This is a genomic window from Pseudomonas sp. JAI111, assembly GCF_024809425.1.
In the GTDB taxonomy this organism is placed as follows: domain Bacteria; phylum Pseudomonadota; class Gammaproteobacteria; order Pseudomonadales; family Pseudomonadaceae; genus Aquipseudomonas.
In genome coordinates this window covers 460696-480951 of record NZ_JANUCB010000005.1, presented here as the reverse complement: position 1 = coordinate 480951, position 20256 = coordinate 460696, and the positions used below count along the sequence as shown (strand labels likewise).

Below are 20256 nucleotides of genomic sequence, written 5' to 3'. Positions count from 1 at the left end.
GGGTCAAGCGACGGCTACGACGTCGAGAATCCGCTGGACCACCCGGTCCTGGTCGATGCCAGCAGCTTCGGCTTCAAAGGAAAGAATGATGCGATGGCGCAGCACGTCGAACAACACGGCCTGGATGTCTTCCGGGCTGACGAAGTCGCGACCGGCGAGCCAGGCGTGAGCCCGGGCGCAGCGGTCGAGGGCGATCGAGCCGCGTGGACTGGCGCCGTAGGCGATCCACTCGGCCATTTCCGGGTCGAACTTGCCCGGCGTGCGCGTGGCCATGACCAGTTGCACCAGGTATTCCTCCACGGCGTCGGCCATGTACAGGCCAAGGATTTCCTTGCGGGCGGCGAAGATCGCCTGCTGGCTGACCCGGCGTTCGGGTTTGGTTTCGCCGTTCAGCGCTTCGCCACGGGCCTGTTGCAGGATCCGGCGTTCGACGGCAGCGTCCGGGAAACCGATTTTCACGTGCATCAGGAAGCGGTCGAGCTGGGCTTCGGGCAGCGGGTAGGTGCCTTCCTGCTCGATCGGGTTTTGCGTGGCCATGACCAGAAACAGCGGCGACAGCTCATAAGTGCTGCGCCCGACACTGACCTGACGCTCGGCCATGGCCTCCAGCAGCGCCGATTGCACCTTGGCCGGGGCACGGTTGATTTCGTCCGCCAGCACCAGGTTGTGAAAGATCGGGCCTTGCTGGAACACGAAACTTCCGGTTTCCGGGCGATAGATTTCCGTACCGGTGATGTCGGCCGGCAGCAGGTCGGGGGTGAACTGGATGCGGTGGAACTGGGCTTCGATGCCTTCGGCGAGTTCTTTGATGGCCTTGGTCTTGGCCAGGCCAGGGGCGCCTTCGACCAGCATGTGGCCGTCGGCAAGCAGGGCGATGAGCAAGCGCTCGATGAGTTTTTCCTGGCCGAGAATCTGCGTTGAAAGAAAGGTTCGCAGCGCTAGCAGCGCTTCACGATGTTCCATCGATGACTGTTCCTGGAAAGGGTGACCGAAGACGTTCGAATAACGCCAGGGCTGGGGGCGTTACTTTAATCCATCGCGGGGGGCGGCGACTAACGGCATTTTGTGCAAAGTGCGGGAATTGATTGGAGAAAGTGTTGGAGATTTGTGAGGTTCGAAGGTAGGCGGTGTGCTTTCGGGCCTCATCGCGAGCAAGCTCGCTCCCACAGGAGACCGAGTTGTTTCATGAAAATGCGATCTAATGTGGGAGCGAGCTTGCTCGCGATGGGGCCAGTTCAGACACTCAAGAATCCAAGGCTTAGAGCTCGCTTATATAAGTGCCGATGCCATCAAGAATATTCTGCAAGGTCTCTTCCACTTCCGGCAGGTCGCTGGCATCGGTGTTGTGAATGATTTCCAGGGAATCTTCGCCGTTGAGCGCATCGGCGTCGGCTGCTGCGATTTCGATCAGCAGGCGAGTAGGGCCGAAGGTGACTTTCACGCCATCGAGCGTTGAAGGCGTGTCCTGGAAGATGATTTCCAGCTCTTCCTCATCGGGGAAGCGGCTCATCAGGAACATCTCGCCGTCATCGCTGGTGCAGCAGAGCATGGCCAGGTTGTCTTCTTCGTCATCGCACGGGTTGACGATCAACTGTTCGGTGGTGATTTGCATGGGGAATTCCTGGCTCGGCGAGCGTTATGAACGCAATAAAACCCGATTCTGCCAGCCTGCGGGAATTTCTGCTCGTCTGAGTGTCAGAGGAAGTGTCGTGAACACTTGAAGTGTTGCTGGTCATTTCGAGTACGGAGGTGCCGTAAAAACGGGCATAAACCCCCCGTTTTCCTGCGCGACTGCTAGTGTTGTTCGAGGCGCATGCCGAGAGCTGCGTACCGATGACCGAATATGTCGCAGCACCGCAAGCACAGGCCTTGCCGCACTCGTTAAGCTGCGCATCGAATGGATACCTGTAAAGACATTGTGCAATTGATCGCAGAGTCGTTTTTGCAGATGCCCATTCTTGGAAGGTGAATGTGACCTGAGTGTCTCGTCCAGCTTCACCCACCTGTCACCCTGTTTCCTCTGCCCGAGAATCAGGAACAGGGTGACGGATCGCCCCGAAAGGGGTTTTGCACGCGACGCTTCCATCAATAACAAGCCCAAGCGGAGTACCACAGATGGCGTTCTTCACCGCAGCCAGCAAAGCCGACTTCCAGCACCAACTGCAAGCGGCACTGGCGCAGCACATCAGTGAACAGGCACTGCCACAAGTGGCGCTGTTCGCTGAACAATTCTTCGGCATCATTTCCCTGGACGAGCTGACCCAGCGTCGGTTGTCCGACCTCGCCGGCTGCACCCTTTCTGCGTGGCGCCTGCTTGAGCGCTTCGATCACGCGCAACCACAAGTGCGCGTCTACAACCCTGATTACGAGCGCCACGGCTGGCAGTCGACCCACACCGCGGTCGAAGTGCTGCACCACGACCTGCCATTCCTGGTGGACTCGGTGCGCACCGAGCTGAATCGCCGCGGCTACAGCATCCATACCTTGCAAACCACGGTGCTGAGCGTGCGTCGCGGCAGCAAGGGCGAGTTGCTGGAAATCCTGCCAAAAGGCACCCAGGGCGAAGGGATCCTGCAAGAATCCCTGATGTACCTGGAAATCGACCGTTGTGCCAACACGGCCGAAATGAATGTCCTGAGCAAGGAACTGGAACAGGTTCTCGGCGAAGTCCGCGTCGCGGTCGCCGATTTCGAGCCGATGAAAGACAAGGTCCAGGAAATCCTGACCGGCCTGGACAACAGCAAGTTCGCGGTCGATCCGCAAGAAAAAGCCGAGATCAAGAGCTTCCTGGAATGGCTGGTGGGCAACCACTTCACCTTCCTCGGCTATGAAGAATTCGTGGTTCGCGACGAAGCCGACGGTGGCCACATCGTCTACGACCAGGATTCGTTCCTCGGCCTGACCAAGCTGCTGCGCACCGGCCTGACCTACGATGACCTGCGCATCGAAGACTACGCCGTGAACTACCTGCGCGAACCGACCCTGCTGTCGTTCGCCAAGGCCGCACACCCAAGCCGTGTGCACCGTCCGGCTTACCCGGACTACGTGTCGATCCGTGAAATCGATGCCGACGGCAACGTCATCAAGGAATGCCGTTTCATGGGCCTGTACACCTCTTCGGTGTATGGCGAGAGCGTGCGGGTCATCCCGTACATCCGCCGCAAGGTCGAAGAAATCGAACGCCGCTCCGGATTCCAGCCCAAGGCTCACCTGGGCAAGGAACTGGCGCAGGTGGTCGAAGTGCTGCCGCGTGATGACCTGTTCCAGACTCCGGTCGACGAGCTGTTCAGCACCGTGATGTCGATCGTGCAGATCCAGGAACGCAACAAGATCCGCGTATTCCTGCGCAAAGACCCGTACGGCCGCTTCTGCTACTGCCTGGCCTACGTGCCACGCGACATCTACTCCACCGAAGTGCGTCAGAAGATCCAGCAAGTGCTGATGGATCGCCTGAAAGCCTCGGACTGCGAGTTCTGGACCTTCTTCTCCGAGTCCGTGCTGGCGCGCGTGCAGCTGATTCTGCGCGTCGATCCGAAGAACCGCCTGGACATCGACCCGGTTCTGCTGGAAAAAGAAGTCGTGCAAGCCTGCCGCAGCTGGCAGGACGACTACGCGAGCCTAGTCGTGGAAAGCTTCGGCGAAGCCCATGGCACCAACGTGCTGGCTGACTTCCCGAAAGGCTTCCCGGCCGGTTACCGCGAGCGTTTCGCTGCTCACTCGGCTGTGGTCGACATGCAGCACCTGCTGAGCCTGAGCGAAAAAAATCCACTGGTCATGAGCTTCTATCAGCCACTGGGTCAGGTCTCGGGCCAACGCGAACTGCACTGCAAGCTGTATCACGCCGATACCCCGCTGGCATTGTCCGACGTGTTGCCGATCCTGGAAAACCTCGGTCTGCGCGTTCTGGGTGAATTCCCGTACCGCCTGCGTCACAACAACGGCCGCGAGTTCTGGATTCACGATTTCGCGTTCACCGCTGCCGAAGGCCTGGAACTCGACATCCAGCAACTCAACGACACCTTGCAGGACGCTTTCGTCCACATCGTGCGTGGCGATGCCGAGAACGATGCATTCAACCGTCTGGTACTGACCGCTGGCCTGCCATGGCGCGACGTGGCGTTGCTGCGTGCTTATGCGCGTTACATGAAGCAGATCCGCCTGGGCTTCGACCTGGGTTATATCGCCAGCACGCTGAACAACCACACCGACATCGCTCGTGAGCTGACCCGGTTGTTCAAAACCCGTTTCTACCTGGCGCGCAAGCTGACCAGCGACGATCTGGAAGACAAGCAGCAACGTCTGGAACACGCGATTCTGACGGCACTGGACGATGTTCAGGTGTTGAACGAAGACCGCATCCTGCGTCGCTACCTGGACCTGATCAAGGCGACCCTGCGCACCAACTTCTACCAGACCGACTCCCACGGTCAGAACAAGTCCTACTTCAGCTTCAAGTTCAACCCACACCAGATCCCTGAGCTGCCGAAGCCAGTACCGAAGTTTGAAATCTTCGTTTACTCGCCTCGCGTCGAAGGCGTGCACCTGCGCTTCGGCAACGTTGCTCGCGGTGGTCTGCGCTGGTCCGACCGTGAAGAAGACTTCCGTACCGAAGTCCTGGGCCTGGTAAAAGCCCAGCAAGTGAAGAACTCGGTCATCGTGCCCGTCGGCGCGAAGGGCGGCTTCCTGCCGCGTCGCCTGCCACTGGGCGGCAGCCGTGACGAGATCGCGGCCGAAGGTATCGCCTGCTACCGCATCTTCATCTCGGGCTTGTTGGACATCACCGACAACCTGAAAGACGGCGCGCTGGTGCCGCCGGCCAACGTCGTGCGTCATGACGACGATGACCCGTACCTGGTGGTGGCCGCGGACAAGGGCACTGCAACCTTCTCCGACATCGCCAACGGCATCGCCATCGACTACGGCTTCTGGCTGGGTGACGCGTTCGCGTCCGGTGGTTCGGCCGGTTACGACCACAAGAAGATGGGCATCACCGCCAAGGGCGCGTGGGTCGGCGTTCAGCGCCACTTCCGTGAACGCGGCATCAATGTCCAGAAAGACAGCATCACGGTAGTTGGCGTCGGCGACATGGCCGGTGACGTGTTCGGTAACGGTTTGTTGATGTCCGACAAGCTGCAACTGGTCGCAGCCTTCAACCACCTGCACATCTTCATCGACCCGAACCCGGAGCCTGCCAACAGCTTCGCCGAGCGTCAGCGCCTGTTCGACCTGCCGCGTTCGGCCTGGTCGGATTACGACACCAGCATCATGTCCGAAGGCGGCGGGATCTTCTCCCGTAGCGCGAAAAGCATCGCGATTTCCCCGCAGATGAAAGAGCGTTTCGACATTCAGGCCGACAAACTGACCCCGACCGAACTGCTGAACGCCTTGCTCAAGGCGCCAGTGGACCTGTTGTGGAACGGCGGTATCGGCACTTACGTCAAGGCCAGCACCGAAAGCCACGCCGATGTCGGCGACAAGGCCAACGATGCGCTGCGCGTGAACGGCAACGAACTGCGCTGCAAAGTCGTGGGCGAGGGCGGTAACCTCGGTATGACCCAACTGGGTCGTGTCGAATTCGGCCTCAATGGCGGCGGTTCCAACACCGACTTCATCGACAACGCCGGTGGCGTGGACTGCTCCGACCACGAAGTGAACATCAAGATCCTGCTGAACGAAGTGGTTCACGCCGGCGACATGACCGACAAGCAACGTAACCAGTTGCTGGCGAGCATGACCGACGAAGTGGGCAACCTGGTGCTCGGCAACAACTACAAGCAGACCCAGGCGCTGTCGCTGGCTGCCCGTCGTGCCTTGCCGCGTATTGCCGAATACAAACGTCTGATGAACGACCTGGAAGGCCGCGGCAAGCTGGATCGCGCCATCGAGTTCCTGCCGGCCGAAGACGCGATCAACGAGCGCGTTGCAGCAGGCCACGGTCTGACCCGTGCCGAGCTGTCGGTGTTGATCTCCTACAGCAAGATCGACCTCAAGGAGCAGTTGCTCAACTCCCAGGTGCCGGACGACCACTACCTGACGCGCGACATGGAAACCGCTTTCCCGCCGAGCCTGGTGAGCAAGTTCTCCGACGCCATGCGCCGTCACCGTCTGAAGCGCGAAATCGTCAGCACCCAGATCGCCAACGATCTGGTGAACCACATGGGTATCACCTTCGTTCAACGACTCAAAGAGTCGACCGGCATGAGCCCGGCGAACGTGGCCGGTGCCTACGTGATCGTGCGTGACATCTTCCACCTCCCGCACTGGTTCCGTCAGATTGAAGCCCTGGATTATCAGGTTTCGGCCGACGTGCAACTGGAGCTGATGGACGAGCTGATGCGCTTGGGCCGCCGCGCTACGCGCTGGTTCCTGCGTGCCCGTCGCAACGAGCAGAACGCTGCCCGTGACGTTGCGCACTTCGGTCCGCATCTGAAGGAGTTGGGTCTCAAGCTCGACGAACTGCTGAGTGGCGAAATCCACGAAAACTGGCAGGCTCGCTATGAGGCGTACGTCGAAGCCGGTGTGCCGGAGTTGCTCGCACGCATGGTGGCTGGCACTTCGCACTTGTACACCCTGCTGCCGATCATCGAGGCCTCCGACGTGACTGGCCAGAACCCTGCAGACGTAGCGAAGGCTTACTTCGCCGTGGGCAGCGCGCTGGACATCACCTGGTACCTGCAACAGATCAGTGCACTGCCGGTTGAAAACAACTGGCAAGCCCTGGCCCGTGAAGCGTTCCGCGATGACGTCGACTGGCAACAACGTGCGATCACCATCTCCGTCCTGCAACAGGGCGACGGCACTCACGACGTAGAAACCCGTCTGGCGCTGTGGATGGAAGAGCACGAAGGCATGATCGAACGCTGGCGCGCCATGCTGGTGGAAATCCGTGCCGCCAGCGGCACTGACTACGCCATGTACGCGGTCGCCAACCGTGAGCTGCTGGACCTGGCGTTGAGCGGGCAAGCAGTGGTGACGGCCATTGCGGCTGTCAGCGCTGAAGAGCTGGAGCCTGCGGCCTGATATCAGCCGCTGAATGAAAAAGCCCCGCATTGAGAGATGCGGGGCTTTTTTTATCTCGCGGTTTTGTGTTGCCCGGTCAGGCCCTATCGCGAGCAAGCTCGCTCCCACAGGGGGACGCGGTCAACTGTGGGAGCGGGCTTGCCCGCGATAGGGTCATTAGCCTTAATACAACTTCCGGCCCATTGTGTTATCAATCATCGACACTTTATCTGTCGGGCTGGTCAATAAATTATTGAGCGACTGGTCAAACTTTTGCAGTGCGCGAACTTGCACATTCTGTTGTTCGTTAATGTCCGCGACGATCTCTTCGCTGCGTTTGAAGTCCGCCCATACAGGACTCAATTCTTTAGCGTCATGCCCCTGTGCAGTACCGATGTAATTAAAGTGGGCATCATAAAAGTCCGCGCTGACATCAGCCTGAATGTCCGAACTGCGCGAGGTGATCAACTGACTGCGGCTGTCGATAATCGCCACCACATCGGGTTTCGCCGCTTTAAGACTTTGCAGGTCCGGGTACACCGTGACCGAACCGAACTGACGCTGCAGGGAGGCCTTGACCCAGTCCACGGCGAGATCGGGCCTGGAGGTGGCAATGTAGGCATCGTGAATCGACTGCACCAGCAGGCTCTGGCCGAAACCGGTGCCGGCATTGGCCTGGTAGTCCTGAAGGTAGGCCCGGTTGACCTGGGTATTGCGGCTGTAGATAACGCCCAGCGAAACATGGCTGCCATTGGTGATGCGCGTGGCATTGCTGCGACCGACCGGTGGCATCGAGAGGCCGTCCAGCGAAGACACTGCCGTGGGTGCGGTGGGGATCGAGCAGCCCGTTAATACAACCGTCATTGTTAAGGTACTGACAAGCGCAAGTTTCATGGTGTTTCTCCAGTGAAACAACTTGGGTTTAAGCATCTTAGTTGCCGGAGATAATCGCGGTGATTCCAGACTAAACCTGTCGCGACTGATTGATATAGCCAGCACTCAACTTGTCGGTTGATCCCTAGTTTTATTTGGTTTAAAAGTTTTCAGTTAATGCCGCGGGGAAATAAAAAAGCCCGAACATCCAGTTCGGGCCCGTTTATTTATGGCTGCGCGTTCAGCCATCAGTTTTCCAAGGGGATCAACACTTTTTCGTCCGGCGACAGCACCATAAACACCAGCAACTTCGCAGGTTTGGTCTTGCTGGCATTTTTCGAGACCAGATGCTCCGAGCCTGCCGGTTCGTACCAGAACTCACCGGCCTTGTAGGTGATTGCCTTTTCACCCTTCACTTGCGAGGTGATCGATCCCGAAAGCACGTAGGCCATGGCGGTGCCTTCATGCTTGTGGGCGATAGAGGATTGTCCCGGCTTGTAGTCGACTTCGATCATCAATGCCTTTTTCCCAGGCACGTTTTTCAGCATCTGGTCCTGCAGGACCGTGACCTTTTCCGAAGGGTCGTGAGCAAAGGCCGAGGCTGATACGGTCAGGGCGAGGGCGGCAAGCGGGGCAGCAAGGAAACGCAACGCTTTCATGGTTCTTTACCTGCGGTGGTTATCGTCAGGACCCACGATAGTCCCCGGGTCGGGGCAATCAAACAGCCAATATTCGGGAAGGTGAGGGGACCAATTCAGCCACTGAAAAAAAAGATCGCAGCCTCGTTTCACTCGACAGCTCCTACAGGAAGTTGCGCACTTCGTAGGAGCTGTCGAGTGAAACGAGGCTGCGATCTTTTGATCTTGTTCTAGCGAAGCGGAAAGCTGTTGAAGTCGACGGAGTTGGCCAGTTGGCTGTCGATCAGGCCAATGAAGCCTTGTACTTCAGGGCAGTTGAAATGCATCTGCATGGCCGCTTCCGATTGCCAGCGGGCGCTGACGTTCCAGCGGTTGCTGTCCTCGGGGCAGCGGTCGACCATATAGGATTCACAGCCCGGTTGCTGACGCAGGGTTTCGACAATCTTTTGCAGTTGCTTACCCAGCTCTTCCGAACGGCCGGCGGCGGCCTTCACCTTTACGGTATTGATCACTTCGTTGGACATTGCTCACACTCCTGAATCAGGCCGGACGAATCCTGCTCATTGAGGGATAACGCCTATGCAGGATAGGCCTGCACCTTGGGACCGCCAATAGCCAATCGCCGGATAAAGTCGCAGACCAATCGGTCAGGCAACCTGCTGCAAAATGTCGCGCAGACGGTCTAGGGCGGTGTCGATGTCCAGGGTCTCGATGGCGCCAAACCCCAGGAAAAACCCGGCTTTTGGCGCTTGCTGGTAGTAAAAGCTGTCGATTGCATAGAGCCCGACTTCGACCTTCTTGGCCAACTCGATGACCAATGGAATATCGATAGGCACCTTGCACATCACCACCATGTGAAACCCGGCAGTGGTGGGCACCGGTGCAAGCCACGGTGAAAGATCACCGGCCATGCGCGTCAGGATCCGCTCGCGGCGCCCGGCATAGATCGTATGGCAGCGCCGGATGTGCTTGAGCAGGCAGCCTTCGGCGATGAATTTGGCCAGCGCCCATTGGGGCAGGGTCGAGGTGTGCAGGTCGGTGAGCTGTTTGGCGCGGATCACGGCGTCGAGAATTGCCGGTGGCAAAATCGCATAACCGAGGCGCAGTTCCGGCAGCATGGTTTTCGAAAACGTGCCGACATAGGCGACGATGCCGCGCTCGTCCATGCTTTGCAGCGAATCGGTGGGCCGGCCTTCGTAGCGGAATTCGCTGTCGTAATCGTCCTCGATGATGATCGCGCCCAACTCGTACGCGCGCTCCAGCAGCGCCACCCGGCGCGCCTGACTCATGGGCATGCCCAGCGGGAACTGGTGGGAAGGCGTGACGTAAATCAGCCGGGTGCCCAAGGGAATCTTGTCCACTTGAATACCTTCGGCATCCACCGGCACGCCGATCACCGTGGCGCCGTGAGTGCCGAACAACAAGCGCGCCGGCGGATAACCGGGGTCTTCCATCGCGACGATGCTGCCTGGCCGGTTCAGTACCCGGGAAATCAGGTCCAGCGCCTGTTGCGCGCCGTTGCAGACCACCACGTCTTCGTCCTGGCAATTGACCCCGCGAGAAAACGCGATATGCCGTGCGATGGCGTTACGCAGCGCCGGCAGGCCTTCGGGCAAGCTGTAGAAACCCTTGGACGCTGTGATCTGGCGCAATGCATGGGAGGTGCAGCGGCGCCAATCGTCCTGGGGAAACTGCCCTTTGCTGGTGGCGCCGCCGATGAAATCGTAACGCAGCGAGCCTTCCAGGTTCGGATGCCGCAGAAACACCGGCAGGTTGCGCCAGGACTCGATCACCTCAAAACTCGCCAGCGCCGAATGGCTTTGCTTGGGCACGGGTTTCGCCGCCCGGGCGTTGACGTAAGTGCCTTTGCCAATGACGCCGGTCAGGAAGTTTTCATACGTCAGCTGCGCATAGGTGTCGGAAATGGTTTTGCGCGAAATGCCCAACTGCTCGGCCAGCAAGCGACTGGGCGGCAGCTGCGTGCCGGCTGCCAGACGGCCGGTTTCAATGGCGCTGCGTAGTTGATTGTACAACTGGCCTGCCAGGTCCTTGCGGCCGTTGATGACAACATGAAGTTCCATACCGGCGAGGCTCCTGGGGCGATTGAGGCGCGTGTGCGTCGCGCCAGATTACCCGCAAGGGCGGTCGTGCAGAAGTTGCGTGGGCGAAAAAGCGGCGATTGGTCTGCTGCCGGGCGGTCCACGGCTTTTTCGCTCAATTGGATCTGTAACGTGCCGGCGTCAGCGCCTACCGTGGAAGCAACCCTTCAAACCAAGAGGCTGCCACCATGAGTTCCCGCCTTGATTACTACAGCGCCTCGCCCAAGGCGATGAAAGCGATGATCGCCATGGAAGCCTTGACCAGCAACCTCAGCATCGAGCCGGCGCTGTTGCACCTGATCAAGATCCGCGCCTCGCAAATCAACGGCTGCGCCTTCTGCACCGACATGCACTCGGTGGATGCGCGGCGTCTGGGCGAGACGGACCGGCGCTTGTATTCGATCGTGGTATGGCGCGACAGCGGCTTCTTCAACCCTCGTGAACGGGCGGCGCTGGCCTGGACCGAAACGGTGACGTTGCTCTCTGAAAGCCATGTGCCGGATGACGTGTATGCATTGGCCCGGGAGCAGTTCAGCGAAACCGAAATGGTCGACTTGACCATCGCCGTCACTACCATCAATAGCTGGAATCGCCTGGCGGTGAGTTTTCGGCAAACCCCCAGCGACTGAATCGATTTTCCATCGGGGGTGTCACGTCAGGTTCATAAACGCTGCGCAGGATGAGGTTTTACAGGACAGATCGACAGGGAGTCATAGATGGCATTCATGGAATCCACCCGCGCCGCCGGTATCGATCCGGTGCTCGCGCAATCCTTCCGGGTGAGCGCCCGTTGTGGTTGCTTCATGCAAGCGGCGCGCAGCCTCAATATCAAATCAACCCAGTTGCGCAAACACCTGGCGCAGCTTGAAGCGCAATTGCAGTGTTCGCTGTTCCATCATCAGGACGCTGGCGTGGCGTTGAGCCGTGAAGGGTTGCAGCTTCAGGCGCAATTGATCGCCCTGGCCCATGAGCACGACGTGCCGGTGATCGAACAGCCGCTGATTAGACTGGCCGTGGCCGAGTCGATCCTGCATGACATCCTTGGCCGTGATCTGGTGTCGCTGCTGCGCCGCAACGCCAGCGTTCGCTTGGACATCATTACGCTGGACAGTGAACTGGCTCTGCAAGCGATCAGTGCCGATGTGGTGCTGTGGCTGGCCGGCACCGATTCACCGCTGCCGGGGCCCAGTTTCGCCATCAGCGAACCCCAGCCACTGGCGCGCCTGGAGTATTTGCCGCACATCGCCAAACGCTATTCGCGAGTCACCGCACGGCCGGACAGCCTGGATGACCTGGCCGATTTCCTGTTGGTGCAATGGCAGCATGATCGGCAGATCGAGAGTTTCCGCCCATGGAACAGCGTGGTGGATCAGCGCCTGGCCGGCGTGGTGCAGTTGCATTCTTATGAGTTGATGCTGGAGATGATCCGCTGCAGCGCCTGCATCGGCCTGTTGCCGCAGTACATGAGCCAGTTTGACCGTAGCTTGATCGCGTTGCCCGGGTTGTTCGAGCAACCGATGCAGCGCCAGGTGTGGATGGCGGTCAATGCCGGGTCTCAGCGGCAGGCTGATGTGCAGGTGATCGTGGAGCTGATCCAAAACACCTTCAACGAGCGTCGGGAGTGGTTCCAAAGCTGACCTCGATCGCCTGTTAGGGTTGGGGTTGGGGTTGGGTGCATATCCGTTTTTTTGGTGATGGCGGATATTGGTTCCGCCCTGACGGCGGGTTACTTGGAAAAGCGCCAAGTAACCAAGCGCTAGCGCCCCTGACGTCCGGTGCCTCGCCTAGGCTCGGCATTCCCTCACTCCGGTCCTGCTCCGTGGGCCCGCCGCCATCGGCCATCCATGGCCGGGGGCGGCTAACCCGGCATCCATGCCGGGTTGCCCACTACGCAGAACCTGCGTTCGGCCTTCCGACGGGGCAGATCACGATCAAGATCAAAAGCGCAAGGCGAGCTAACGCTCGGCCTGAAGAGTGGTGAGAAGCCACGGGTGTGCACCGTCAAAATGTGGGAGTGAGCCTGCTCGCGATGCTGTTGCCGTTGATCGTTCCCACGCTCCGCGTGGGAATGCATCCCGTGACGCTCCGCGTCACCATCGCGCAAGACTCAAGCCTGGTGTCGACAGCGGAACGCAGAGCGTCCCCGGCGGCATTCCCACGCGGAGCGTGGGAACGATCAGGACGCGTAAGCGTTGAGCAAACAGGTCGGCCGGTAGGCTGCCTCGTTTTGCTTTGGCACTGCACGCCGCCTCGAGAGGCCGAGCGCAGGTTCTGCGCAGTGGGCACCGCGGCAGGGATGCCGCGGTAGCCGCCCCCGGCCATGGATGGCCGATGGCGGCGGGCCCACGGAGCAGGACCGGAGCGAGGGAATGCCGAGCCCTAGCGAGGCACCGAACGTCAGGGGCAAAAGCCCTTGGTTACTTGGGGCTTTTCCAAGTGACCCGCCGTCAGGGCGGAACCAATAGCCGCCGTTACCGCAAAAACGGATATGTACCCAACCAGCATCGCACTCCTACAGGGGGAGGATGTCGCCATACCGAGAGATAGCGTTGTAAAGTAATCAGCCATGTCTGCATCAAGGATGAATCACGCATGCCCGCCACCGACCCGGTCATCACCCTCGAACGCTTCAACGAATCCCACATCGACGGCGTCACCGCGCTCTACAACGACCCGGCCATCACCCGCCAGGTTTTGCAAATGCCGTTTCAATCCACCGAAGTCTGGCGCAAACGCCTGGCGCCGGATAACGAACGCATAGTGCAACTGGTGGCGCTGCATCAAGGCACAGTGATCGGCAACATTGGCCTTGAACAGTTCTCGCGCATCCGCCGCAGCCATGCCGGCAACCTCGGCATGGGCGTCGCGGTGGCATGGCAGGGCAAAGGCGTGGGCTCGAAACTGCTGGCGGCCGTGCTGGACGTTGCCGACAACTGGATGAACCTGCGACGGGTCGAACTGTCCGTGTATGCCGACAACGAAGCGGCCATCGGGCTCTACCGCAAGTTCGGTTTCGAGACCGAAGGTCTGTTCCGTGACTACGCCGTGCGCGACGGCCGACTGGTCGACACCTTGAGCATGGCGCGCCTGCGTCGCATGCCAGCCGATTGAGTCAGTCGCCCAACGCAAACGCCACCGCCGCCTGCGCATGCAGTTCGGTGGTGTCGAGCAGGGGCAGGGCGCTGTGCTCGGGTTTGATCAGCAGGCCGATTTCGGTACAGCCGAGGATGATCGCCTGGGCGCCGCGTCGGGTCAGTGACTCGATGATCTCTTGATACACCTTGTGTGACGTTTCGCTGATCACGCCGACACACAACTCCTCATAAATGATCCGGTGCACGGCTTTACGCTCTTCGGCTTCCGGCACCAGTACCGTCAGGCCTTTCGCGCCCAGCCGATCCTTGAGAAAGTCCTGTTCCATGGTAAACGCCGTGCCCAGCAAGCCGACCGTCAGTGTCCCGGCATCGACCGCTGCCTGACCCGCCGGATCGGCAATGTGCAAAAACGGAATGCTGATCGCAGCCTGAATCTGCCCGGCCACTTTGTGCATGGTGTTGGTACACAGCACCACGCACTTCGCGCCGCCAGCCTCCAAGCGCTGCGCCGCGTCCACCAGGATCGCTGCGGCATCGTCCCAACGCCCGGCATGCTGAGCCTGTTCGACAGGCCCGAAGTCGACGCTGTACATTAGCAATTGCGCCGAACGCAACGGTCCGAGCCGGTCGCGTACCTGTTGATTGATGAGACGGTAATACTCGGCGCTGGACTCCCAGCTCATGCCGCCGATAAGGCCGATGGTGCGCATGGCGTGCTCCTGTTGATGGCTACCCTTTGCGAGAGAGTGTCCAGTGGATCCCGGATTTGATCTATCAGGAAATTTCACATGCCTGACGTCATGAGCCAGCGCTTGTTCGGTGGCAGTGTTTGCCTGCAACTCTTGCCCCGTGCCGCCTACAGCGCGCGTGATGCGGCACAGTCACAAACCCTCGGGGTGACACTGGAGCGTCAGCAAGGCGTGCACACGATCGATTCCGACCTCCGTGTGGATTTCGATACCTGGCCTGGCGTCCTGGCCTATACGCCAATCGGCGTCGAGGTGTTTTCAGAGTCCGCCAGCGGCGGTGAATACCTGCTGATGCGCCTCGACGAAGCGTTTGCCAGTGAACAGTTACCCGCCGTCAACCATCGTGTGCAATCTTCAGGCAATCGCCGCGCGCTGTCCCTCGCGCGCGAAATGCGGCGGCTGTTGCTGGCCGCGCAGCCCGACCAGTTGGCGCTTGCACAATGCGCCCTGGGGTTTATTGGCTTGACCCAGCCGACGATCGAAGCGCCAGACAAGGTTGCACCAGCATCCTTTGCCCGGGTCCTGGATCAGATCGCCGAGCAGTTCCACCAGCCCCTGACGCTGGAACAACTGGCCGCCACTTACGGGCACAACGCGCTGCGTTTTCTGCGTGATTTTACCCAGGCCATTGGCCTGACGCCCCACGCCTATCTGGTTGAAGTGCGGCTTCAGGCGGCTCGCCGGATGATCGAACGCAGCGACTTGAACCTGGCCAGCATCGCTCTGGATACGGGGTTCGCCCATCAGTCCCACATGGGCAGCGCCTTTCGCAAATACCTCGCCATGACCCCCAGCCAGTACCGTTCGCGCTTTTAGTCGTACGCCGCCAGCGCGCATCTGCCATGCTCAATCTCCGCAGCACTGCTTCAACCAAAGGAACACCGCGATGGACGACGTACAGCAACTGGGCGAGATGCTTCGCCACTATGCAGAAAGCGAAGCGCACAAGAAGCAACTGTTTGAGTCGCAATCGGCCGTGTGGGCGACGCGCATTGGTGAACTGTTCGATCAGATCCAGCTGTGGCTGGAACCGGTCCAGGCACCGAATCTGCTGGAAGTGAACCGCGAGGCGTATGTCGCGTCAGGGCCGAGCGTTCCGGTCGAGACGTCCACGTTCAAGACTGAAAAGCTGAGTATCGTGATCGCCGGCAAACCGGTGGAGTTCGTGCCTGACGTGATGGGCGTGGGTGGTCAGATTTCATTGGCGGTGATGGGCTTGACGGCAGCGCGCTATGGCAGCATTTCGCTGGTGTGCCTGCCACCCGCGACCCATTGGCAGTGGCGCAAGACCAACGGCCTGAAAGACCCGGATACCTTTGCCTTCGATGCGAATTTCCTGGCGCAGCAGTTACAAAGCCTGATCCCCCGCGAGCGCGGCTGAATCCCCGGATCGACACAAATCAATGTGGGAGCGGGCTTGCTCGCGAAGAGGCCATAGCATTCAGCATCAATGTTGAATGTCAGTCCGCCTTCGCGAGCAAGCCCGCTCCCACATTTGCGTTGTGTCAGATTTCCAGGTTGCCCCAGCCTGGCTTAGCTTCTTCCGGCGCCACGGCCTTCACCGCTTTTCCCGTCGCCAACTCCACCCGCCGCGCCACCTCCGGATCATCGGCAAACGGAAGCAGACTGGCATCCTCCAGACTTTCGCTCGTCTGGTGCTTCAAGCAATACTCGATCGTCAGCCAAAACCCCACGACTCCCAACAGATTCAGCACTATCTCGGTCATCTCACACCTCACGCAATCTGCGCGTCACGTTCCGCCAAGGCCACGTCCGACACCCGCACCGTGCGCCACACGTTGTAAGCCATCAGCAACATCCCGCTGAGGAAGAACAGGCCGCCGACAAAACGCACCACGTACCCCGGATGGCTGGCCTGCAACGCTTCGACGAATGAATAGGTCAGCGTGCCGTCGTCGTTGATTGCCCGCCACATCAAGCCTTGGGTAATGCCGTTGACCCACATCGACGCGATGTACAGCACGGTGCCGATGGTCGCCAGCCAGAAGTGCGCGTTGATCAGCGGCGTGCTGAACATCTGCTCTCGTCCGAAGACTTTCGGCACCATGTGGTAAACGGCGCCGAAGGTGATCATCGCCACCCAGCCGAGGGCGCCGGCGTGGACGTGGCCGATGGTCCAGTCGGTGTAGTGGGAGAGGGCATTGACGGTCTTGATCGCCATCATCGGTCCTTCGAAGGTCGACATGCCGTAGAAGGCAAGGGATAGCACCAGAAAGCGCAGGATCGGGTCGGTGCGCAACTTATGCCAGGCGCCCGAGAGCGTCATCATGCCGTTGATCATGCCGCCCCAGCTCGGTGCCAGCAGGATCAGCGACATTGCCATGCCCAGCGACTGTGCCCAGTCCGGCAACGCGGTGTAGTGCAAATGGTGCGGACCGGCCCAGATGTACAAAGTGATCAGCGCCCAGAAATGCACGATCGACAACCGATAGGAATACACCGGTCGCCCGACCTGTTTGGGCACGAAGTAATACATCATCCCCAGGAACCCGGTGGTCAGGAAAAAGCCCACGGCGTTGTGCCCGTACCACCACTGCACCATGGCGTCGGTGGCCCCGGAATACACCGGGTAGGACTTGAACCAGTCCACTGGAATCGACAGGTGATTGACCACGTGCAGCATGGCGATCACCACGATGAAGGCACCGAAGAACCAGTTGCCGACGTAGATATGTTTGGTCTTGCGTCGCACCACGGTGGTGAAGAAGACGATGGCGTACGCGACCCAGACCACGGTCATCCACACCGCGCCGGAGAACTCGATCTCGGCGTATTCCTTGGTGGTGGTGTAGCCCAGCGGCAGGGTGATCAGCATCACCACGATCACTGATTGCCAGCCCCAGAACGTGAACGCGGTCAGTGTGTCGCTGTACAGCCGCACCTGACAGGTGCGCTGTACCGCGTAGTAACTGGCGGCGAATTGCGCGCTGCCGGCAAAGCCGAAAATCACCAGGCTGGTGTGCAGCGGACGCAGGCGGCCGAAGGTGGTCCACGGCAGGTCGAGGTTCATCTCGGGCCACACCAGTTGCGAGGCGATCCACACGCCCATCGCCATCCCCACGACACCCCAGACGATGGTTGCCACGACGAATTGGCGCACGACCTTGTAGTTGTAGGCCTGTGTGAGTGTTGCTGTGCTCATGGTCAATGCTTCCACGGTTGCAAAGTCTTGCCAGCCCACCCGGACTGGCATGCCGTCAACTGTAGAAACCCTGCCGGAAACAAAACAGGCTCAGAAAAACCGAGTTTGTGCGGATCAGATACAAGCCATGCCTGTGGTCATCTGACGCAGCCTGATACGGTTTTTTCGTGTTCAGGTGAATCTGTAATGCGCTGCGCCGTGGGTTCATAGTCCCCCTTACAAACGGGCCACAACACAAAACCTGTAGGAGTGAGCCTGCTCGCGATAGCGCTCTGGCATTCAACATCTTGGTTGGCTGACCTTCCGCCATCGCGAGCAGGCTCACTCCCACAGGGACTTGTGTGTTGACCAGTATCGGCTGCAGAGCCCGATCAACCCTGATGAGGTAGCCACATGTATCAGTACGACGACTATGACCGGGCCCTGGTCTTCGAGCGGGTTGCGCAGTTTCGCGATCAAGTCGAACGTTTCATGGCCGGCGAGTTGAGCGAAGAAGAATTCCTGCCATTGCGTTTGCAGAACGGCCTGTACATGCAGAAACACGCCTACATGCTGCGCGTGGCGATTCCCTACGGCACGCTCAATGCCGGGCAGATGCGCACGCTGGCGAGCATCGCCCGCGACTACGATCGGGGTTATGGCCACTTCACCACCCGGCAGAACATGCAGTTCAACTGGATCGAACTGGCTCAGGTGCCGGACATTCTCGAGCGCCTGGCGCAGGTCGAGATGCACGCGATCCAGACCTCTGGCAATTGCGTGCGCAACATCACCACCGAAGCCTTTGCCGGGGTGGCGGCGGACGAGCTGATGGACCCGCGTCCGCTGGCGGAAATCCTGCGCCAGTGGTCGACCATCAACCCCGAGTTCCTGTTCCTGCCGCGCAAGTTCAAGATCGCCATCTGCTCGGCGGAGCAGGACCGCGCGGCGATCATGATGCATGACATCGGCCTGTATCTTTATCGCGATGAAAGCGGGCAAATGTTGCTGCGTGTCATCGTGGGCGGCGGATTGGGGCGCACGCCGATCCTTGGTTTGCAGATTCGCGAGGGTTTGCCGTGGCAGCATCTGCTGTCCTATGTCGAGGCGGTGCTGCGGGTTTATAACCGCCACGGTCGGCGCGACAACAAGTACAAGGCGCGGATCAAGATTCTGGTCAAGGCCCTGGGCATCGAAGCGTTCGCCAAGGAAGTGGAAGAGGAGTGGCAGTACCTCAAGGACGGTCCGGCGCAGTTGACCGACGCCGAATATGAGCGTGTCGCCAGTGCCTTCGTGGCGCCCGACTACCGTTCGCTGTCTGATACCGACCTGGAATTCGGCACCCGCCTGGCCGACAACCCGGCGTTCGCCCGCTGGGTGTCTCGCAATGTCCAGCCGCACAAGGTCGCGGGTTACACCAGCGTGGTGCTGTCGACCAAACCGGGCATTGCCTCGCCGCCGGGAGACGTCACGACCGAGCAGATGCAAGCCGTTGCCGAATGGTCGGAGCAGTTCGGTTTCGGCGAAATTCGCATCGCCCACGAGCAGAATATCGTGCTGCCGGATGTGCCCAAGGCCGATCTCTACACACTCTGGTGCCTGGCCTGCGAACAGGGGCTGGGCTGCGCCAACATCGGTCTGCTGACCGACATCATCGCGTGCCCCGGCGGCGACTTCTGCGCACTGGCCAACGCCAAATCGATCCCGATTGCCCAAGCCATCCAGGCACGCTTCGACGATCTCGATTACCTCCATGACCTGGGGGATATCAGCCTGAACATCTCCGGCTGCATGAACGCCTGCGGCCACCACCACATCGGCAACATCGGCATCCTGGGCGTCGATAAAAACGGCAGCGAGTGGTACCAGATCACCCTCGGTGGCAGCCAGGGCAAGAACAGTGCGCTGGGCAAGGTCATCGGTCCGTCCTTCAGCGCTGGCGAAGTGCCCGAAGTCATCGAGCGCCTCATCGCTACATTTGTCAGTTACCGCGAGAGCGAAGAACTGTTCGTCGACACCCTGCAGCGCATCGGTCTTGAGCCATTCAAGGAGCAGGTTTATCCCAAGCTGCTGGAGGTGCCGGCATGAACAATCTGCTGCGACTGGAGGACGGCGTGGCGCGGATTGTCGCTGATGATCCGTGGGTGCTGGTTCGGGAACTGGAAGGTGAGCTGCCCGCCCGTCCATTGATTCTACCGCTGACCCGCTGGCTGCAAAATCCCGGGCAACACGCGGTATGGCTCGGGCCGGACGATGAGGTGGAAAGCCTCAAGCCATGGTTTGAGCAACTGTCCTTGATCGCCCTGGATTTCCCGAGTTTTCGTGACGGTCGCGGCTACAGCCAGGCGTACTTGCTGCGCACACGCCTGGGCTGGGCCGGTGAATTGCGCGCGGTGGGCGATGTATTGCGCGATCAACTCAGCCATATGCGCCAATGCGGTTTCGACAGTTTTGCCGTGCGCGAGGACAAATCCGCTGAGGACGCGCTGAAGGGGTTGGCAGGGATGAGCGTGTTGTATGGACGCTCGGTGATTGAGCCCAGGCCTTTGTTTCGGCGGCGATAAGCTCCAGGCTCTTTGGCTTGGGCGGCCTTATCGCGAGCAGGCTCGCTTGTGTCGATCTCATTCGGGCCTCGTTCGTCAGTTCCTGCAGACAAGTCCT

17 protein-coding genes are annotated in these 20256 nt (G+C 59.9%); 8 read left to right on the top strand and 9 right to left on the bottom strand.

Annotated features, from left to right (window positions below):
- Window positions 1–3: 3 nt before the first annotated feature.
- Together HNR03_RS18940 and HNR03_RS18935 are read right to left on the bottom strand one after the other, a co-directional pair.
- Window positions 4–963, bottom strand: a complete 960-nt coding sequence (locus HNR03_RS18940; protein ID WP_020800601.1) for a MoxR family ATPase — start codon at window positions 961–963, stop codon at window positions 4–6.
- 295 nt (window positions 964–1258) lie between these two features.
- Window positions 1259–1612, bottom strand: coding sequence for a hypothetical protein (locus tag HNR03_RS18935; protein WP_259155133.1), 354 nt, complete (start codon window positions 1610–1612; stop codon window positions 1259–1261).
- Window positions 1613–2115: 503 nt separating this feature from the next.
- Between HNR03_RS18935 and HNR03_RS18930 the strand changes: the two genes are divergently transcribed.
- On the top strand, window positions 2116–7020 hold the full coding sequence (locus HNR03_RS18930) for an NAD-glutamate dehydrogenase (protein WP_259155132.1): 4905 nt from the start codon (window positions 2116–2118) through the stop codon (window positions 7018–7020).
- A gap of 162 nt (window positions 7021–7182) precedes the next feature.
- Here HNR03_RS18930 and HNR03_RS18925 read toward each other — a convergent pair whose 3' ends face one another.
- The 4 genes from HNR03_RS18925 to HNR03_RS18910 all read right to left on the bottom strand — a co-directional run bounded on the left by HNR03_RS18925 (window position 7183) and on the right by HNR03_RS18910 (window position 10591).
- On the bottom strand, window positions 7183–7893 hold the full coding sequence (locus tag HNR03_RS18925) for an ATPase (protein WP_259155131.1): 711 nt from the start codon (window positions 7891–7893) through the stop codon (window positions 7183–7185).
- Between the two features lie 227 nt (window positions 7894–8120).
- On the bottom strand, window positions 8121–8531 hold the full coding sequence (locus tag HNR03_RS18920) for a cupin domain-containing protein (protein ID WP_259155130.1): 411 nt from the start codon (window positions 8529–8531) through the stop codon (window positions 8121–8123).
- A 209-nt stretch (window positions 8532–8740) separates the two neighbouring features.
- The gene (locus tag HNR03_RS18915; RefSeq protein WP_259155129.1) at window positions 8741–9034 is read right to left on the bottom strand and encodes a putative quinol monooxygenase; all 294 of its coding nucleotides are present in this window, start codon (window positions 9032–9034) and stop codon (window positions 8741–8743) included.
- A gap of 123 nt (window positions 9035–9157) precedes the next feature.
- A complete protein-coding gene (locus HNR03_RS18910; RefSeq protein WP_259155128.1) occupies window positions 9158–10591 on the bottom strand; it encodes a PLP-dependent aminotransferase family protein in 1434 nt (477 codons plus the stop codon).
- 206 nt (window positions 10592–10797) lie between these two features.
- Here HNR03_RS18910 and HNR03_RS18905 point away from each other — a divergent pair, with 206 nt between their 5' ends.
- The 3 genes from HNR03_RS18905 (at window position 10798) to HNR03_RS18895 (ending at window position 13720) form a co-directional block, all read left to right on the top strand.
- Window positions 10798–11238: a carboxymuconolactone decarboxylase family protein gene (locus HNR03_RS18905; RefSeq protein ID WP_259155127.1), complete on the top strand. Its 441-nt coding sequence runs from the start codon at window positions 10798–10800 to the stop codon at window positions 11236–11238.
- An 87-nt stretch (window positions 11239–11325) separates the two neighbouring features.
- Entirely contained in the window at window positions 11326–12246 is a 921-nt protein-coding gene (locus tag HNR03_RS18900; protein ID WP_259155126.1) for a LysR family transcriptional regulator, read from the top strand.
- Window positions 12247–13201: 955 nt separating this feature from the next.
- The gene (locus HNR03_RS18895) at window positions 13202–13720 is read left to right on the top strand and encodes a GNAT family N-acetyltransferase (RefSeq protein ID WP_259155125.1); all 519 of its coding nucleotides are present in this window, start codon (window positions 13202–13204) and stop codon (window positions 13718–13720) included.
- Between the two features lies 1 nt (window position 13721).
- Here HNR03_RS18895 and HNR03_RS18890 read toward each other — a convergent pair whose 3' ends face one another.
- A complete protein-coding gene (locus HNR03_RS18890) occupies window positions 13722–14414 on the bottom strand; it encodes an aspartate/glutamate racemase family protein (RefSeq protein ID WP_259155124.1) in 693 nt (230 codons plus the stop codon).
- Window positions 14415–14492: 78 nt separating this feature from the next.
- On the opposite strand from HNR03_RS18890, the gene HNR03_RS18885 reads away from it, so the two are divergent.
- Together HNR03_RS18885 and HNR03_RS18880 are read left to right on the top strand one after the other, a co-directional pair.
- Window positions 14493–15269 carry a helix-turn-helix domain-containing protein gene (locus tag HNR03_RS18885; RefSeq protein ID WP_259155123.1) on the top strand — a complete coding sequence of 259 codons (777 nt, stop codon included), beginning with the start codon at window positions 14493–14495 and terminating at the stop codon, window positions 15267–15269.
- Between the two features lie 70 nt (window positions 15270–15339).
- Complete coding sequence (locus tag HNR03_RS18880) at window positions 15340–15834, top strand: hypothetical protein (protein WP_259155122.1); 495 nt, start codon at window positions 15340–15342, stop codon at window positions 15832–15834.
- Between the two features lie 124 nt (window positions 15835–15958).
- On the opposite strand, the gene HNR03_RS18875 is transcribed toward HNR03_RS18880, so the two are convergent.
- Together HNR03_RS18875 and ccoN are read right to left on the bottom strand one after the other, a co-directional pair.
- The gene (locus tag HNR03_RS18875; protein ID WP_259155121.1) at window positions 15959–16180 is read right to left on the bottom strand and encodes a cbb3-type cytochrome c oxidase subunit 3; all 222 of its coding nucleotides are present in this window, start codon (window positions 16178–16180) and stop codon (window positions 15959–15961) included.
- Between the two features lie 8 nt (window positions 16181–16188).
- The gene (gene ccoN / locus HNR03_RS18870; RefSeq protein WP_259155120.1) at window positions 16189–17616 is read right to left on the bottom strand and encodes a cytochrome-c oxidase, cbb3-type subunit I; all 1428 of its coding nucleotides are present in this window, start codon (window positions 17614–17616) and stop codon (window positions 16189–16191) included.
- A 393-nt stretch (window positions 17617–18009) separates the two neighbouring features.
- Between ccoN and HNR03_RS18865 the strand changes: the two genes are divergently transcribed.
- Together HNR03_RS18865 and HNR03_RS18860 are read left to right on the top strand one after the other, a co-directional pair.
- On the top strand, window positions 18010–19683 hold the full coding sequence (locus tag HNR03_RS18865; protein ID WP_259155119.1) for a nitrite/sulfite reductase: 1674 nt from the start codon (window positions 18010–18012) through the stop codon (window positions 19681–19683).
- Window positions 19680–20159, top strand: coding sequence for a DUF934 domain-containing protein (locus tag HNR03_RS18860; RefSeq protein ID WP_259155117.1), 480 nt, complete (start codon window positions 19680–19682; stop codon window positions 20157–20159). Before HNR03_RS18865 ends, HNR03_RS18860 begins: the two co-directional genes overlap by 4 nt.
- Window positions 20160–20256: the final 97 nt, after the last annotated feature.

Excerpts from the sequence above, each read along its gene's own strand:
- HNR03_RS18920 (WP_259155130.1), bottom strand. The coding sequence starts at position 8,531 with ATGAAAGCGTTGCGTTTCCTTGCTGCCCCGCTTGCCGCCCTCGCCCTG.
- HNR03_RS18895 (WP_259155125.1), top strand. The coding sequence starts at position 13,202 with ATGCCCGCCACCGACCCGGTCATCACCCTCGAACGCTTCAACGAATCC.
- HNR03_RS18875 (WP_259155121.1), bottom strand. The coding sequence starts at position 16,180 with ATGACCGAGATAGTGCTGAATCTGTTGGGAGTCGTGGGGTTTTGGCTG.
- HNR03_RS18890 (WP_259155124.1), bottom strand. The coding sequence starts at position 14,414 with ATGCGCACCATCGGCCTTATCGGCGGCATGAGCTGGGAGTCCAGCGCC.
- HNR03_RS18885 (WP_259155123.1), top strand. The coding sequence starts at position 14,493 with ATGCCTGACGTCATGAGCCAGCGCTTGTTCGGTGGCAGTGTTTGCCTG.
- HNR03_RS18910 (WP_259155128.1), bottom strand. The coding sequence starts at position 10,591 with ATGGAACTTCATGTTGTCATCAACGGCCGCAAGGACCTGGCAGGCCAG.
- HNR03_RS18935 (WP_259155133.1), bottom strand. The coding sequence starts at position 1,612 with ATGCAAATCACCACCGAACAGTTGATCGTCAACCCGTGCGATGACGAA.
- HNR03_RS18940 (WP_020800601.1), bottom strand. The coding sequence starts at position 963 with ATGGAACATCGTGAAGCGCTGCTAGCGCTGCGAACCTTTCTTTCAACG.
- HNR03_RS18880 (WP_259155122.1), top strand. The coding sequence starts at position 15,340 with ATGGACGACGTACAGCAACTGGGCGAGATGCTTCGCCACTATGCAGAA.
- HNR03_RS18925 (WP_259155131.1), bottom strand. The coding sequence starts at position 7,893 with ATGAAACTTGCGCTTGTCAGTACCTTAACAATGACGGTTGTATTAACG.
- HNR03_RS18930 (WP_259155132.1), top strand. The coding sequence starts at position 2,116 with ATGGCGTTCTTCACCGCAGCCAGCAAAGCCGACTTCCAGCACCAACTG.
- ccoN (WP_259155120.1), bottom strand. The coding sequence starts at position 17,616 with ATGAGCACAGCAACACTCACACAGGCCTACAACTACAAGGTCGTGCGC.
- HNR03_RS18905 (WP_259155127.1), top strand. The coding sequence starts at position 10,798 with ATGAGTTCCCGCCTTGATTACTACAGCGCCTCGCCCAAGGCGATGAAA.
- HNR03_RS18860 (WP_259155117.1), top strand. The coding sequence starts at position 19,680 with ATGAACAATCTGCTGCGACTGGAGGACGGCGTGGCGCGGATTGTCGCT.
- HNR03_RS18900 (WP_259155126.1), top strand. The coding sequence starts at position 11,326 with ATGGCATTCATGGAATCCACCCGCGCCGCCGGTATCGATCCGGTGCTC.
- HNR03_RS18865 (WP_259155119.1), top strand. The coding sequence starts at position 18,010 with ATGTATCAGTACGACGACTATGACCGGGCCCTGGTCTTCGAGCGGGTT.
- HNR03_RS18915 (WP_259155129.1), bottom strand. The coding sequence starts at position 9,034 with ATGTCCAACGAAGTGATCAATACCGTAAAGGTGAAGGCCGCCGCCGGC.